The 15,331-nt window shown below is 69.0% G+C and carries 13 protein-coding genes; 9 read left to right on the top strand and 4 right to left on the bottom strand.

Translation table 11 applies throughout. The annotated features are described in order from the left end of the window. Window positions 1-8: 8 nt before the first annotated feature. The 4 genes from KF903_RS06375 to KF903_RS06360 all read left to right on the top strand — a co-directional run bounded on the left by KF903_RS06375 (window position 9) and on the right by KF903_RS06360 (window position 6,099). The gene (locus KF903_RS06375; RefSeq protein WP_291212573.1) at window positions 9-653 is read left to right on the top strand and encodes a response regulator transcription factor; all 645 of its coding nucleotides are present in this window, start codon (window positions 9-11) and stop codon (window positions 651-653) included. A gap of 7 nt (window positions 654-660) precedes the next feature. After that, window positions 661-2,451 carry a hypothetical protein gene (locus KF903_RS06370; protein ID WP_291212571.1) on the top strand — a complete coding sequence of 597 codons (1,791 nt, stop codon included), beginning with the start codon at window positions 661-663 and terminating at the stop codon, window positions 2,449-2,451. A 5-nt stretch (window positions 2,452-2,456) separates the two neighbouring features. Then, window positions 2,457-4,256, top strand: a complete 1,800-nt coding sequence (locus tag KF903_RS06365; protein WP_291212569.1) for an ATP-binding protein — start codon at window positions 2,457-2,459, stop codon at window positions 4,254-4,256. 127 nt (window positions 4,257-4,383) lie between these two features. Further along, on the top strand, window positions 4,384-6,099 hold the full coding sequence (locus tag KF903_RS06360) for a heparinase II/III family protein (protein ID WP_291212566.1): 1,716 nt from the start codon (window positions 4,384-4,386) through the stop codon (window positions 6,097-6,099). An 85-nt stretch (window positions 6,100-6,184) separates the two neighbouring features. On the opposite strand, the gene KF903_RS06355 is transcribed toward KF903_RS06360, so the two are convergent. Further along, on the bottom strand, window positions 6,185-7,345 hold the full coding sequence (locus KF903_RS06355) for an acyl-CoA dehydrogenase family protein (protein WP_291212563.1): 1,161 nt from the start codon (window positions 7,343-7,345) through the stop codon (window positions 6,185-6,187). A gap of 126 nt (window positions 7,346-7,471) precedes the next feature. Between KF903_RS06355 and KF903_RS06350 the strand changes: the two genes are divergently transcribed. Then, window positions 7,472-8,305, top strand: coding sequence for a TlpA disulfide reductase family protein (locus tag KF903_RS06350; RefSeq protein WP_291212560.1), 834 nt, complete (start codon window positions 7,472-7,474; stop codon window positions 8,303-8,305). A gap of 16 nt (window positions 8,306-8,321) precedes the next feature. Here KF903_RS06350 and KF903_RS06345 read toward each other — a convergent pair whose 3' ends face one another. Beyond that, entirely contained in the window at window positions 8,322-9,122 is an 801-nt protein-coding gene (locus tag KF903_RS06345; protein WP_291212557.1) for a hypothetical protein, read from the bottom strand. Between the two features lie 90 nt (window positions 9,123-9,212). Here KF903_RS06345 and KF903_RS06340 point away from each other — a divergent pair, with 90 nt between their 5' ends. The 3 genes from KF903_RS06340 to metH are packed head-to-tail and all read left to right on the top strand — an operon-like array spanning window position 9,213 to window position 13,931. Beyond that, complete coding sequence (locus tag KF903_RS06340) at window positions 9,213-10,154, top strand: metalloregulator ArsR/SmtB family transcription factor (RefSeq protein WP_291212554.1); 942 nt, start codon at window positions 9,213-9,215, stop codon at window positions 10,152-10,154. After that, the gene (locus KF903_RS06335) at window positions 10,151-11,194 is read left to right on the top strand and encodes a homocysteine S-methyltransferase family protein (RefSeq protein ID WP_291212551.1); all 1,044 of its coding nucleotides are present in this window, start codon (window positions 10,151-10,153) and stop codon (window positions 11,192-11,194) included. Before KF903_RS06340 ends, KF903_RS06335 begins: the two co-directional genes overlap by 4 nt. Then, window positions 11,100-13,931, top strand: coding sequence for a methionine synthase (gene metH, locus KF903_RS06330; protein WP_291212549.1), 2,832 nt, complete (start codon window positions 11,100-11,102; stop codon window positions 13,929-13,931). Before KF903_RS06335 ends, metH begins: the two co-directional genes overlap by 95 nt. A 66-nt stretch (window positions 13,932-13,997) precedes the next feature. On the opposite strand, the gene KF903_RS06325 is transcribed toward metH, so the two are convergent. Further along, the gene (locus tag KF903_RS06325; protein ID WP_291212546.1) at window positions 13,998-14,303 is read right to left on the bottom strand and encodes a lipid-A-disaccharide synthase N-terminal domain-containing protein; all 306 of its coding nucleotides are present in this window, start codon (window positions 14,301-14,303) and stop codon (window positions 13,998-14,000) included. A gap of 96 nt (window positions 14,304-14,399) precedes the next feature. On the opposite strand from KF903_RS06325, the gene KF903_RS06320 reads away from it, so the two are divergent. After that, complete coding sequence (locus KF903_RS06320) at window positions 14,400-14,615, top strand: DUF2945 domain-containing protein (protein WP_291212543.1); 216 nt, start codon at window positions 14,400-14,402, stop codon at window positions 14,613-14,615. Window positions 14,616-14,749: 134 nt separating this feature from the next. Here the strand turns inward: KF903_RS06320 and KF903_RS06315 are convergent, their stop codons facing one another. Continuing rightward, a complete protein-coding gene (locus KF903_RS06315; RefSeq protein ID WP_291212540.1) occupies window positions 14,750-15,331 on the bottom strand; it encodes a DUF488 domain-containing protein in 582 nt (193 codons plus the stop codon).

Below are 15,331 nucleotides of genomic sequence, written 5' to 3'. Positions count from 1 at the left end.
TCGCAGCCGTGCACATTCTCGTGCTCGAAGATGATCCCGACGCGCGCCAGCTCGTTCACGAGGCCATTGCCGCCTGCGTGCCACCCCCCTTCAGCATCCAGGACGCCGACCACGTGGCGCAGTGTCGGCGCCTGCTCGATACGCAGCGTTGCGACCTGTTGTTGGCCGACCTGTCGCTGCCCGATGGCAGTGGCATCGAGGCGATCCGCCACGCAGCCAGGCTCGCGGCACGGCCGAACGTGCTGGTCATTTCCTCGCTCGCCGACGAGGACGTCGTGGTCGAGGCGATCACGGCCGGCGCAAGCGGTTACGTGTCCAAGCACGATCCGGCGAGCACGATCGCGCATTCGATCGGGATCACGCTGGCCGGCGGATCGTGCATCAGCCCGACCATCGCGCAGCGGCTCGTCGGCCTGCTGCGACGCACAGCCTCCGCGGCCGGCGCACCGGCGGCACCGGCCGCGCAACTCACCGGCAGCGAACGCAAGGTGCTGCACTTGGCCGCGCAGGGTCACAACTACCGCCAGATCGCGCAACTGACTGGCACCCAGCCATCGACGATCTACACCCACGTGCGCCACGTGTACGAGAAGCTGCAGGTCTCCAATCTCGCCCAGGCCCTGTTCGAGGCCCGGCGCCAGCGACTCGTCTGAGCAGCCGATGCAACCAGCAGCCGGACGCGCCCATGCCCGCCGCCTCGGCGCTGCGTGCTGGTGGCTCGGCATCCTGGCGGCAGTCGTGCTGAGCGTAGCGACGATGCGCTACCGCGAGGCGGCGGACGCACACTGCCTGCCGATCCCGCCGCCACAGGCAGCCGGATTCGCCGGCGCAGGTGGCGTGCCGTTGCTGCGCCACGACTTCCATTTCGATGCACCGCGCGCCACCCGACCCTCGTTGGCGCTGGTGGTCGGCGCTGCCTTGCCGTTCGCGCGCATCGAACTCAATGGCGCCGACCTGACCCCGGCAATCGACCTTGCCGCGCGCGACGTCCGTGAGCTGGCGCCGCAATTGCAATTCCTGCCGGACGAGCTGCTGCGTCAAAACGACAACGTGTTGCGGATCACGCTGCCGCAGCTCGCAGCACTTGGGCCGACGCGGCTGGAACAGGTCTGCGTTGCCGCGCGCAGCGCGCTCGAACCGGCGTTCCGCGCCAACTGGTGGCGCATGGTGCTGGTGCCGCGCGCCTGCCTGCTGCTGCTGATCGCGCTGGCGCTGCTGGCGCTTGTACTGTGGCTCATCAGCGACCGCCAGCCCGCCTACCTGTGGTATGCGCTGTGCCTTACGCCGCTGGCCGAGCGCAACCTGTACCTGTCGATGCCGTATCGCCCGGGTGGACCGCTGGCGTGGATCTGGCTCGACGATGCGAGCCTGCTGCTGATCCCGCTCGCGCTGTACCACCTGATGCGTGCACACTGGCAGTTCCGCAGCCGCACGCTCGGATACTTCATCGGCGCGACCAGTGCGCTGGCATTGGCCGGTTGTGCGCTGCGCGGGCCGCTCGCCGCCGTGCTGCCTTCAGCCCTGCTCGACGCGGGGCCACTCCTCATCGTCGTCATCAACGGCGCCGCCATCGCAATCGCCACCGTGCGCCACGCGAGCGCCATGCACCGCGTGGAACGACGTGTGGTGATCGGCATCTTCGCCTATGCGGCCGCGGTCGGTGTGCTTGAGATCGGCTACTTCGTTCTGCCGTTCGAACAGCGTTGGATGTGGAGCAGCGCGCTCGCCACGGTGGTGCTTGCGCTCGGGCTCGGCTATCTGCTGATTCGCCGCATGGCTGTCGGCGGCTACGTGCTGGCGGCCGCCACCGCGACGCTGGCCGATGATCTCGATCAGGCCATCGCGGCCGAGGCGCTGCAACCCGAGCGGCTGTGGGCCGAGGTCGCCGCCGGCGTCAGCCAGCGCGAACGCAGGCGTCTGCTGCGCGACATCCACGACGGTTTCGGCTCGCGCCTGGTGAGCGTGCTGGCCCGCGCCCGCCGCGAACTCGGCGAAACGGCACTGCAGCGGCAGATCCAGCGGGCGCTGGTCGACATGCGTCTCATGCTCGACGCGCTCGACGATTCCTCGCCCACGCTCGCCAGCGCGATGGCGCGCCTGCGGCATCGCATCGAGCAGGCCAATCCACCGGCCGCCGACTGCTGTGCCTGGCGGCTGGACGGAATCGACGAGGTCATCATCGGCGACCGCCACCGCCTCATCGCGGTATACCGCTGCCTGGAGGAGCTGCTCGGCGAGTGCTTCGAGCACGATCCGCGCGCCGCGCTCACGATCCGCGTGGAGGCCTCGCGCCACCATGCGCGCTTCGTGGTCAGCGGTGGTCGCGGCGACTGGGGCGCAGCCACCATCGATCGCGTCCACCGCGTGATGGGTGCCGTCGACGGCGACTTCGCGCTGTGCGCCGCGGACGCAGCGACGCGGTACGCGCAGTTCAGCGTGCCACTGTTTTGAATGCCATGCCCGCCGCATTCGCCTTCCGTCCGTGGTGGAGCAGAATCGTCCTGCTGGCGGCGATGCTCGGCGTCGCCTTGCTCTACCGCAACAGCGTGCCGCCGGCCGTGCTGTGCGTCCAGCACATGACCGACCTGGCAAGCGGAACCACACCACGCCTGCCGCTGCGCGTGGCCGATGCGACGAGCGCGCGCACCCTGAGCCTGGAACATGTGTTCGAGGTGCCGGCTGCGAGCAGCGGTCTGGCCGTCTACATCAGTCACGCCGCACCAATCTACAGCCTCGTGCTCAATGGCCGTGATCTGACTCCTGAAGTCGACTTTTCACGCCACGAGCACCGCAGCCGCGGCCCACACCTGCACCCGTTGGCCAACGACGCGCTGCGCGAGGGTCGCAACACGTTGCTGCTGCGCCTGCCGGTCGCGCGCACGCTCGGTGACACCCGGCTGGGCCAGGTCTGCGTCGGTGAGCGCACAGCCCTGCACGGGGTCTGGCTCGCCAACTGGTGGCGCCAGACCGGGATCACGGCCACCTGCCTCGCCCTGCTCGTGATTCTCGGCCTCATCGCCACGACGCTGGCGTCGCTGCAGCGCAACCTGCCGATATGGCGTTGGTACATCGTGTGCGTCGTGCTGGCGGCATGTCGCATGTTGTATGTGCTGAGCCCCGTGATGCCGCTCGATGCCACCCGCTGGCGGGCGCTGTCGGATCTGAGCGTGTTGCTGTTCGTGTTCGCGATGTATCGGCTGCTGTGCCAGTTCTGGGCGGTGTTGGCACACCGTTGGAGCACGTTGCTGCTGCTCGGTGCAATCGTCGTGCGCACAGCGATGACGCTGGCCGGACTCGTCAGCGCGCCCAACTGGGAACTGGGCTACTGGATCGCAGTGGCACTGCTGGCTGGCGGCCTCATCATCGAGCTCAGCGTGCGCGCACGCCATGCCCCACTGGCCGAACGCACCAGCCTGCGCTGGGCACTCGGTTTCGCGATCGCCTGCGCGGTGCTCGAGACCACCAGCAAGTTCGTGTTCCCGCTGCGCAGCACCATCGGCATCTACCCGCTCGGCACCACCGTGCTCGTCATCGTGCTCGGTGTGCTTCTGGCGCGTCGCGCCAGCGCCGGCACGCGTCTGCTCGGCCAGGCGGCACGCAGGCTCGGACACCGCATCGACGACAGCCTGCTCAACAGCCCGGCGGCCAGCGGCCGGGTGTGGGACATGGTGTCGGGCGAGCTCGCACACGACGAGCGGCAGTACATGCTCGATGTCATCAATGACGGCTTCGGCGCCCGCCTGCTCGCAGTGCTGACGCAGATCCGGCAGCACACTCCGCATTCGCAACTTGCCACCGACATCCAGCGCGCGCTGCTCGACCTGCGTCTGATGATCGATGCGATCGACGGCTCCTGCCAGTCGCTCGGCACTGCGCTGTCGACTTTGCGTCGGCGCATGGAGGCACCGCTGGCTGCCGCAGGCATGCGCAGCCAATGGCAAATCGATGCCGTCGCCGAAGTGAAGGTCGGCAGCAGCCGGCGCCTCACCGAACTGTTCCGCTGCATCGAGGAACTGCTCAGCAACGCGATACAACATGCCGGCGCACGAACACTGCAGGTGGCGGCACAGCTCGAAGGCAGCCAGATCGTGCTGGCGGTGAACGACGATGGCCGTGGCGTGGCACCCGCCGCCGGCGGCGGGCGCGGCCTGCGCAATGTCGAGCTGCGCATGCGCGCACTGGGTGGCCGTTTCAGCCTCGGCGCCGGCGCCGACGGTATTGGCACCTGCGCCGAGCTGCGCTGGCCGCGCCCATGACCGCGGCCCGCACAGTGCGGCACAGGTCGCGTTCGGGTCGCACCGACGTGGGCTAGCATGTGCGCAGCGCGGCGCCGGCAGTCACGCGCGCAGCCCGCACCGGCTCCAGGCAACGAGGAATCCACGCATGCAACCGATCCACAGGCGTTGGCTGCTGGGCATCGCGCTGGCGCTGCTGGCGCTGCCGTGTCGCGCCACGATCGTGCTCGACCTGTCCTGGGTCGACACGGCCTCGCCGCAGTACCAACGCTTCAAGGGCTTCGTCGACGCGGCGCTGGCCGGCAATCCCGGCTACGGATTCACGGCCACCGATGCGGCCTGGATGTATCGCCTCAGCAACGATGCGCGCTATGCGCAGCTGGCCGTCGCCACGGTCGAAGCCCAGGTCGTTGCCGCCGAACAGGCCATCGCCAACCAGCAACGCCCCGAAGTCGCCGGCGATTCCTACCTCCACGTCGGCCCGATGATCGGCGATCTCGCCCTCACCTACGACTGGTGCGCGGCCTACACCACCGGCACGCAGCGCACGCGCTGGGCTGCCTATGCGCAGCAGGCGGTGTGGAACGTGTGGCACCACGCGCAGGCGAGCTGGGGCGGCGTGGCGTTCCCGTGGTCGGGCTGGGCGACCACCGATCCGGCCAACAACTACTACTACAGCTTCGTCACCGCGACGATGTACTGGGGCCTGGCCAGCAACGACACGACCTGGCTCAATCTGCTGACGACCGACAAGCTGCCGGCGCTGCGCGACTACGTGGCCGCCATTGCCGGCGGCGGCAGCCAGGAAGGCAGCGGCTACGGCCTGTCGCATCGCAGCCTGTTCGGCTTGTATCGCCTGTGGCGTGATTCGACCGGCACCGACCTGGCCAATGCCAACGCGCACCTGACCGACAGCATCCGCTGGTGGATCCACGCCACCGTACCGACCCGCGACAAGGTCGCGCCGATCGGCGATCAGGCGCGCGTGTCCGAGCCCGTCATCTACGACTACCACCGCCACCTCGTGCTGGAGGCGCGCCAACAGACCCTCGATGCCGCTGCCCGCGCCGATGCCGCGTGGTGGCTGCACCGCATCTCCGACCAGGACATGGAAAGCGGCTTCAACTACCGCCACAACCTGCTGCCGGCCGGCACCGACACCGTGGCACCGACCGCCCTCGTCTACCATGCCGCCGGCACCGGGCAGCTGTTCGCGCGCAGTGGCTGGGACACGGCGGCGATCTGGCTCAACTTCTCGGCCGGCCCCTACCTGCAGAGCCATGCCCACCAGGACCAGGGCTCGTTCACGCTCTACGAAGGCACCTGGCTCGCGGTCACCGAGAACATCTGGACCCACAGCGGCATCCAGCAGGGCACCGACACCCACAACGTGCTGCGCTTCGAGCGCAACGGCCACATCGTGCCGCAACGCGACGGCACCACTTCGACGATGAGCGTCACGCCCGGCGCGGGTGGCGCGGTGCACGCGGTGGCCGACCTCACGCCAGCCTACGCCGGCGACGCGGCCGTGGGTGGGTGGCAGCGCACGATCGACTTTGCCGCCCGCAAGCTCACCGTCAGCGACAGCTTCACGCTCGGCAGTGGCAGCACGGCGACCTTCCAGGTCAACACGCCGCTGCAGCCCGTGATCAGCGGGCGCACCGCGCAGGCCGGGCCGCTCACGATCCGCGTGCTGGCACCGCCCGGCGCCACGTTGAGCGCGCTGGACTGGACCACGCGCAGCGGCGATGACGAAACCTACCACCGCGGCTGGCGCCTCGACGTCAGCGGCGGCAGCACCGGTTATGTGGTCGAATTCAGCAGCAGCGACGTCCTCTTCGCCAACGGCTTCGACGCGAACTGACTGGCGCGCACGCGGCCGATCGCGCCACCACGCACCGGACCCGCGGCGACAGCGGAGTCACGCCAGCCGTCGCCGCCGCCCTGCGTCAGCGCACGCCGGTCTCGTTGCGCGCGATGACCAGACGCTGGATCTCGCTGGTGCCCTCGTAGATCTCGGTGATCTTGGCGTCGCGGAAATAGCGCTCCAGCGGCAGTTCCTTCGAATAGCCCATGCCGCCATGGATCTGCACCGCCTGGTGGGTCACGAACATTGCCGTTTCCGACGCAAACAGCTTGGCCACCGAAGCCTCGGTGCTGAAGCGGCCACCGTTGCGCTCGGCCTCCATCTTGGCGAACGCGGCGCGCAGCACCAGCAGGGTCGCCGCGTCGAGGCGGCATTTCATGTCGGCGATCTTGGCCTGGATCATCTGGAACGAACCGATCGGATGACCGAACGCCTTGCGCTCACGCACCCAGCCCAGGCTCGCCTCGTAGGCCGCCCGCGCCAGCCCCACCGCCTGCGAGGCAATGCCGATGCGGCCGGCGTCGAGCACGCCCATCGCGATCGCGAAGCCCTTGCCTTCCGGCCCGAGCATGTCGCTGGCCGGGCACACGTAGTCGTTGAACTCGATCTCGCAGGTTGCCGAGGCGCGGATGCCGAGCTTGGGCTCGCTCTTGCCGGCGTGGAAACCCGCGCGCGTGGTGTCGATGAGGAAGGCCGATACGCCCTTGGCGCCGACGCCGGGCGTGGTGATCGCGAACAGGATGATGTAGCGCGCGACCGGTCCCGAGGTGATCCAGCTCTTCTTGCCGCTGATGACCCAGTCGCCGTTGCCGTTGCGCGTCGCGCGCGTGTGCATGGCCGAGGCATCCGAGCCCGATTGCGGTTCGGTCAGCGCGTAGGCGCCGATCGCCTCGCCGGTGGCGATCGCCCGCACGTACTTTTGCCTCTGCTCCTCGCTGCCGTACTTGAGGATGCCATTGCAGTACAGCGAATTGTTGACCGACATGATCGTCGAATGCGCGCAATCGGCGGCCGCGATCTCGATCATCGCCAGCGCGTAGGCGATCGTGTCCATGCCGGCGCCACCGTATTCGTGCGGCACCTCGATACCCATGAGGCCGAGCTGCCCCATTTCGCGGATGTTGTCGAGCGGAAACTCGCCGCTGGCATCGAGCGCGGCGGCGCTGGGCGCGATGCGCTTGTGGGCGAAGTCGCGCGCGATGGCCTGGATCGAAAGCTGGTCTTCGGTCGGATTGAAATCCATCGTGGGGTCCAATGCATGACAATGGGCAGACGCCCATTCTAGCGGCTCCCGCGCATGGCCCGCTGCCGCGTTGGCCGCATGCCACGCTCGACCGGGCAGCGCCGCCACCTCCTGCAGGATGTTCCGATGTCGTCGTTCGGCCCCTTCTCCACCGCCACCGTCGCCGTCCTGATCGGCGTCGTGATCGCCTGGCGCCTGCCGTACCACCTGCCGCGCGATGCATCGCGGCAGCAACGCCAGCAGACGGCCGGCCACGTGTTCGATGCGCTGCTGTTCGGGCTCGTGGCGGCGCGCCTGGGCTTCGTGCTGCGCTGGTGGCCCGACTACCTCGCCGCGCCGCGTGCACTGCTGGCCCTTGCCGACGGCGGCTACTGCGCATGGCTCGGCATTGCCGCGGCGTGCGCCTTCGTGCTGTGGCGCACGCGCCGGCAGCAGCCACTGCGGCGACCGGCCCTGCTCGCGATCGCGCTCGGCAGCGGCGCCTGGCTCGCCGCGCAGGGCGGGTTCGACCTGCTTGCGCCGGCGCCGCCCGCGCTGCCCGAACTGGCGCTGCACACGCTCGACGGACAGCCCGTCACGCCGACGCAGCAGCGCGGCCGACCCGTCGTGCTCAACCTGTGGGCAACCTGGTGCCCGCCGTGCCGGCGCGAGATGCCGGCGCTGGCACAGGCCGCGCCGAACCATCCGCAGGTTGCGTTCCTGTTCGTGAACGAGGGCGAGGACGCGGCCACCGTGCGCGGCTACCTTGAACACGAGCAGCTGGCGATCGAGCACGTGCTGCTCGATCCACAGATGCAGGCGATGCGCGCGCTCGGCGCACGCGCCCTGCCGAGCACGCTGTTCTTCGACGCGCAGGGGCGCCTCGTCGACTCGCACCTGGGCGAGCTCAGCGGCGCCGGACTCAAACGCATCCTGCGGCGGCACTTCCCGCCGGTGGCCGAACCGGCGGCGCCGCACTGAGCCTGCGGCAACCGGTTCAGTGCTCCTGCAAGGCAGCGAAATCGCACGGCCGCCCGGGCAGGCGCTGGTCGAGCAGCCACGGCAGCAGCGCGCGCTCGCCGTAGGCGCGCGGCCAGATCACGTGGTCGCCGTCGGGGTATTCGGTGTAGCGCGGCGTGGCACCCATCGCGCGCAGCGCGCGCACCACCGCGCGCGAGCCGACCATCGCCCCGCCGTAGCCGGTCTCGATGTCGGTATCGTTGTCCTTGCCGCCGTGGAATATCCACTGCGGCACGTCGCGGATCGGCGCCAGCCCGGCCAACTCGGTCATGCCCGACATCGGCACGCCGGCGGCAAAACAGGCGGGCCAGGTCTTGAGCGCGTCCCACACGCCGGTCGCGCCATCGGACAGCCCGGTGAGGTAGATGCGGCGCGCGTCGATCGGCCAATGCCTCATCGCATCGACGATCACCGCAAGCACGCGGCGCGGCGGCCAATAGCCGCCGGTGGTCTGCGGCGCGGCGTAGACCAGAGGAATGTCGCCGGCGAGCGCCGCATCGACGAGTTCGAACGACCCATTGCCGCGGCCATCGAGCTGCGCCTGATTGTCGGTGCCGTCCTGCCCGTCACCGGCGAGGAACACGATGAGCGGCAGCAACTCGCCGTCGCGGCGCCCCGGCGTTTGCACCGCGCGATAAGGCACCTGTTGGGCATCGGCCGTCCAGTACTTGCCGAGCGCGTCGTCCTCGAGCGGACGCGCAGGCACGCTGCCGGCGGCGCAGCAGACCGCCGCCAGCAGCAAGGCTCCACTCGCAATGACGGCGCACGGCTCCCGCATGACGTGCAGCATAGCGGCGCCGGACCGGCCCGTTCCACGTTGACGCGCGCGCCGGAGCGGCGCTAGGCTTGCACGAATCTTTGTATCAAGATGAAAGGATATTTGGTGGACCTGGCCGCGACCTCTGCCTTGCTGCGCCTGCTCTCCGACCCGACGCGGGTGCGTCTGCTGGCCTTGCTCGAGCGCGAGGAACTGACCGTGGCCGAGCTGTCGGCAATCCTGCGCCTGGCCCAGCCGCGCGTGTCGACGCACCTGGCCAAGCTCAAGGAGGCCGAGCTCGTGCGCGACCGTCGCGCCGGCGTGTCCTCGTACTACCGCTACAACGGCGAGCTCGACCCCAAGGAATCGGCCCTGCTGCGTGCGCTGCGCGACAACGTCGACGATGCGATCCTGCGTGACGACGAACGCCGCCTGCCGGCGCTGCTGGCCAAGCGTGCGCGTGCCCAGGGCTGGGCCGACACGGTTGCCGGCGACATGGAGCGCCATTACTCGCCGGGCCGTACCTGGGAAGCGCTCGCCCGCGGCATGACCCAACTGGTCGAGACCGGCGACGTGCTCGACATCGCCTCAGGCGATGGCGTGCTGGCCGAGCTGCTTGCGCCGCGCGCGCGTTCGATCATCTGCGTCGACACCAGCGAGCGCGTGGTCGAGGCCGCGCGCCAGCGCCTCAAGGGCTACGCCAACGTGCAGGTGCGCAGTGGCGACATGCATGCGCTGGCGCTGGCCGACGCGAGCTTCGACCTCGTGCTGCTCATGCATGCGCTCACCTACAGCGATCGGCCTGCGCGGGTACTGACCGAAGCCGCGCGCGTGCTGCGGCCCGGCGGCCGCCTGCTCGCCGCCACGCTCGGCAAGCATGCCCATCGCGCGGTGGTGGAGCCGTTCGAACACCGCAACCTCGGCTTCAGCGTCGAGGACTTGCGCGGCCACGCGCGCAAGGCCGGCCTGACCGTGCTCGCCTGCGAGCGCCTCACGCGCGAACGCCGCGCGCCCCACTTCGAAGTCCTGAGCCTGCTGGCCCGCAAACCATGACCCTGCCCTACCGCAATCCAGCGCGCGTCGACGCGCTCCTCGCCGCGCTCGCGCGGCGCATCCTCGTCATCGACGGCGCCATGGGCACGATGGTGCAGGGCTACCGGCTCGAAGAGGCCGACTACCGCGGCGCGCGCTTCGCCGGCCACGACAGCGACCTCAAGGGCAACAACGACCTGCTCACGCTGACGCGCCCCGACGTGATCGGCGCGATCCACGACGCCTACCTCGCGGCCGGCGCCGACCTCATCGAAACCAACACCTTCAACTCCACCACGATCAGCCAGGCCGACTACCGGCTCGAAGCGCTGGCACGCGAACTCAACACCGCCGGCGCGCGCCTCGCGCGCGAGCGCTGCGACGCTGCCGAAGCCGGCACGCCAGGCCAGCCGCGCTTCGTGATCGGCGTGCTCGGGCCGACCAGCCGCACGGCCTCGATCAGCCCCGACGTCAACGACCCGGGTTTCCGCAACACGAGCTTCGACGAACTGCGCGTTGCCTACCGCGAAGCGGCCGGCGGCCTCATCGACGGTGGCGCCGACATCCTCATGGTCGAAACCATTTTCGACACGCTCAATGCCAAGGCCGCGCTGTTCGCGATCGAGGAAGAATTCGACGCGCGTGGCGACCGCCTGCCGGTCATGATCTCGGCCACGATCACCGATCTGTCGGGTCGCACCCTGTCGGGGCAGACCACCGAGGCCTTTTACGCCTCGGTGCGCCACGCGCGCCCCCTCGCGGTCGGTCTCAACTGCGCGCTCGGCCCGACCGAACTGCGCCAGTACGTGGACATGCTGGCCAACATTGCCGAGTGCCACGTCAGCGCGCATCCGAACGCCGGCCTGCCCAATGCGTTCGCCGAATACGACGAGACGCCCGAGCAGATGGCGACGTCGCTGGGCGAGTTCGCGCGCGCCGGCCTCGTCAATTTCATCGGCGGCTGCTGTGGCACCACGCCGGCCCACATCAAGGCCATCGCCACCGCTGTCGCCGCGCTGCCGCCGCGCGCGCTGCCGGTGCCGTGCGACCAGGCCGCCTGATCGCCGCCGCGCGCCGCGCGCACCCCCCGTCATCACGCCAACGACCATGACTTCCACGCCCCGCTACACGCGCCTGTCCGGCCTCGAGCCGCTCGTCATCACGCCGCAGATCCTGTTCGTCAACGTCGGCGAGCGCACCAACGTCACCGGCTCGGCCCAGTTCAAGAAACTCATCAAGGAAGACCGTTACGCCGAGGCGGTGGAAGTGGCGCGGCAACAGGTCGAGAACGGCGCGCAAATCCTCGACGTCAACATGGACGAGGGCCTGCTCGATGCGCAGGCGGCGATGGTCAAGTTCCTGCGCCTGATCGCTGCCGAGCCCGATATCGCGCGCATTCCGGTCATGGTCGACTCCTCCAAGTGGGAGGTGATCGAGGCCGGCCTGCAATGCCTGCAGGGCAAGGGCGTGGTCAACTCGATCTCGCTCAAGGAAGGCGAAGGCCCGTTCCTCGACCAGGCGCGCAAGATCCTGCGCTACGGCGCTGCAACGGTGGTGATGGCCTTCGACGAGCAGGGCCAGGCCGACAGCGTCGCGCGCCGACTCGAGATCTGCGAGCGTTCGTATCGCCTGCTCACCGAACGGATCGGCTTTCCGCCCGAAGACATCTTCTTCGACTCCAACATCTTTCCGATCGCCACCGGCATCGAGGAACACGCCGACAATGCGGTCAACTTCATCGAAGCCGCGCGTGAGCTCAAGCGCCGCTTCCCGCTGTCGCACATCTCGGGCGGCGTGTCGAACGTGTCGTTCTCGTTCCGCGGCAACAACGTGGTGCGCGAGGCAATCCACTCGGTGTTCCTGTACCACGCGATCAAGGCCGGCATGGACATGGGCATCGTCAATGCCGGCGCGATGCCGATCTACGACGACCTCGACCCCGAGCTGCGCGAGCGCGTCGAGGACGTCGTGCTCAACCGCCGCAGCGACGCTACCGAGCGCCTGATGGAGATCGCCGACCGCCACAAGAAGGGCAAGGGCGACAAGGACACTGCGACCACGCTGGCCTGGCGCGAACTGCCGGTGGCCAAGCGGCTCGAATACGCGCTCGTGCACGGCATCGACCAGTACGTAACCGAGGACACCGAGGAAGTGCGCAAGACCTGCACCCGCACGCTCGACGTGATCGAAGGGCCGCTCATGGACGGCATGAACGTGGTCGGCGACCTGTTCGGCGCCGGCAAGATGTTCCTGCCGCAGGTGGTCAAGTCGGCGCGCGTGATGAAGAAGGCGGTGGCCTGGCTGCTGCCGTTCATGGAGGAAGAGAAGAAGCGCACCGGCGAAGTCGGCAAGCCCAACGGCAAGATCGTCATGGCCACGGTCAAGGGCGACGTGCACGACATCGGCAAGAACATCGTCGGCGTGGTGCTGGCCTGCAACAACTTCGAGGTCGTCGACCTCGGCGTGATGGTTCCCACGCAGAAGATCCTCGACACCGCAATTGCCGAGAAGGCCGACATGATCGGCGTGTCGGGGCTCATCACGCCCTCGCTCGAGGAGATGACCCACGTCGCCAAGGAGATGGCGCGGCAGAATTTCAAGATTCCGCTGCTGATCGGCGGCGCCACCACCTCACGCGCGCACACCGCGCTCAAGATCGAGCCGCACTACGAAACGGCCTGCGTCTGGGTCAAGGATGCCTCGCGCGCGGTCGGCGTGGCGCAGTCGCTGGTCAGCAAGGAACTCGTCGACGATTTTCTCGGCAAGGTGCGCAGCGAATACGCCGAGGTGCGCGAGCGCTACAAGAACCGTGGCGGCAACAAGCGGCTGGTCACGCTGCAGCAGGCGCGTGCCAACGGCCTGGTGCTGGACCTGGCCGACTACGTGCCACCGGCGCCGCGCCAGCCCGGCATCACCGTGTTCGACGACATCCCACTCACCGAGCTGCTGCCGGTGGTCGACTGGACACCGTTCTTCCAGGCCTGGGAATTGCACGGCCACTATCCGGCGATCCTCACCGACCCGGTGGTCGGCGCGCAGGCCAGCGAGCTGTTCGCCGACGCGCAGAAGATCCTCGCGCAGGTCATCGAGGAAAAGTGGCTGCGCGCGCGCGCCGTGATCGGCTTCTGGCCGGCCGCGCGCGTCGGCGACGACATCGAACTGCGCAACGGCGACGAGCACGTGATGCTGCACCACCTGCGCCAGCAGGCCGAGAAGCCGGTCGAGCGCCCCAACCTGTGCCTGGCCGACTTCATCGCGCCCAAGGACAGCGGCGTCGCCGACTGGATCGGCGGCTTCGCGGTCACCGCGGGCCTCGGCATCGAGGAGCACCTCGACCGCTTCCACGCCGACAACGACGACTACTCGGCGATCATCCTCAAGGCGCTGGCCGATCGCCTGGCCGAGGCGCTCGCCGAATACATGCACCGCGAAGTACGTACCCGCTACTGGGGCTATGCGCCCGACGAGGGCCTCGACAACGAGGCGCTGATCGCCGAGCAGTACCGCGGCATCCGTCCCGCGCCGGGCTACCCGGCCTGCCCCGACCATACCGAGAAGGCGACCTTGTTCCGCCTGCTCGATGCGACGGCCAACGCCGGCATCGAACTCACCGAGGGTTTTTCGATGTATCCGGCCGCCGCCGTGTCGGGCTGGTATTTCTCGCACCCGCGCAGCCAGTACTTCGTCGCCGGCCGCCTCACCCGCGATCAGGTCGAGGACTACGCGCGGCGCAAGCGCTGGAGCGTGGCCGAGGCCGAACGCTGGCTGTCGGCCAATCTCGACTACGACCCGGACTGACTCGGCGACCGCACGCGCCCGTGACGCGGCCCAGCCGCCGCCCCGCACGGGCGCGCCGCGAAGTGCTCACTGCCCGGTCGCGGCCCGGTGGCGCAGGTGCACGTAGACGTTGTAGAACGCGACGAACATCGGAAATGCGTTCTGGATGATGCCGACCGCGTCGTTCTTGCCCCAGACGAAGTAGCTCAGCGTCATCACGCTGCCGACTACCGACAGATACCAGAACGTCATCGGCATCACGACGCGCCTGAGCTTGCGCGTCGCATACATCTGCACGAACCAGCGCGCGGTGAACAGGCAGGTGCCGACCAGGCCGATCAGCTTCCACGGCGTGATCACGAGGCCGTGAAACTGCAACAGGACGTCATTCATCGAAAGCTCGCGATAATCGAAGGCTGAGAGCCGCAGCATGCCGCGGCGCGGCTTTCGCGGCAGTTTCCGCGACCGGTGCGGCGAGGGAGCAGCACGATGACCCGGCAGTTCCGCGTCGGCGACCATGTCGCCTGGAATTCGGAAGCCGGCCGCGTGAGCGGCCGCATCGTCAAGATCCATACCAGCGACACGCCGTACAAGGGCTACATCCACCACGCAAGCGCGGCCGAACCGCAGTACGAGATCGCGAGCGACAAGACCGACCACGTCGCGTTGCACAAGGGAGCGGCGCTCACGCTGCTGCGCAGCTGAGCGGCGGCCGGCCTTGCAGTCGCGGGCGGCAGCTGCGGAGTGCGCGCAACGCACCGCTGGCGGTGTTCACGCGCCGCGGACACGCCCACCGGCTGCGCGCCCGGCGCCATGCACGCCGCGGCCGTTGCGCACCGCTACGGCGCCGCGGTCGCGTCCACGTCCGGCGGATAGCTCACGCGCGTGCCATCGACCTGCGCGAACGGCGTGAGCTTGTGCGGGCGGCACGAACTGGCCGAGAAGATCTCCTGCACCGGCACGCCGCGCACCAGCAGCGCGTCGGCCACCAGCGAGCGATGGCAGCGCCACGGCACCGCCTCGGCGCACATGAGCGCGATGCGCTGCACGCGGCTGCGTTCGACGAGTGCATCGACTTCCGCGGCGAACGCCGGCGTCTGCATGTAGTCGGCATAGCCGCGAAAGCTCGCGTTGCGCCAACCACCGTTAGGCGAGTCCTTGCGCGCATGGCGCAAGCCGCCCAGTGCGGGCAGCGGCAGGTACTCGATGCCGGCGGCGGGCAGGCTTTCGGCCAGCGCATCGGCGTTGAACTGCGGGTTGTGGCGCGAGCGCGGCACCGTGCGGATGTCGGCCAGGCACTGCACGCCGTAGCCGCGCAGCACCGCGATGAATTCCTCGATCGGCAGCGTCGAATGGCCGAGCGTGAACACCGTGCCGGCCGGCCACTCGGCCGGCGCGGCGGGTGCGTGACGAGCGGTCAT

Source organism: Dokdonella sp., from assembly GCF_019634845.1.
Lineage (GTDB): Bacteria > Pseudomonadota > Gammaproteobacteria > Xanthomonadales > Rhodanobacteraceae > Dokdonella_A.
The sequence above is the reverse complement of the archived record's forward strand: the minus strand, read 5'-3'. Positions and strand labels throughout refer to the sequence as shown.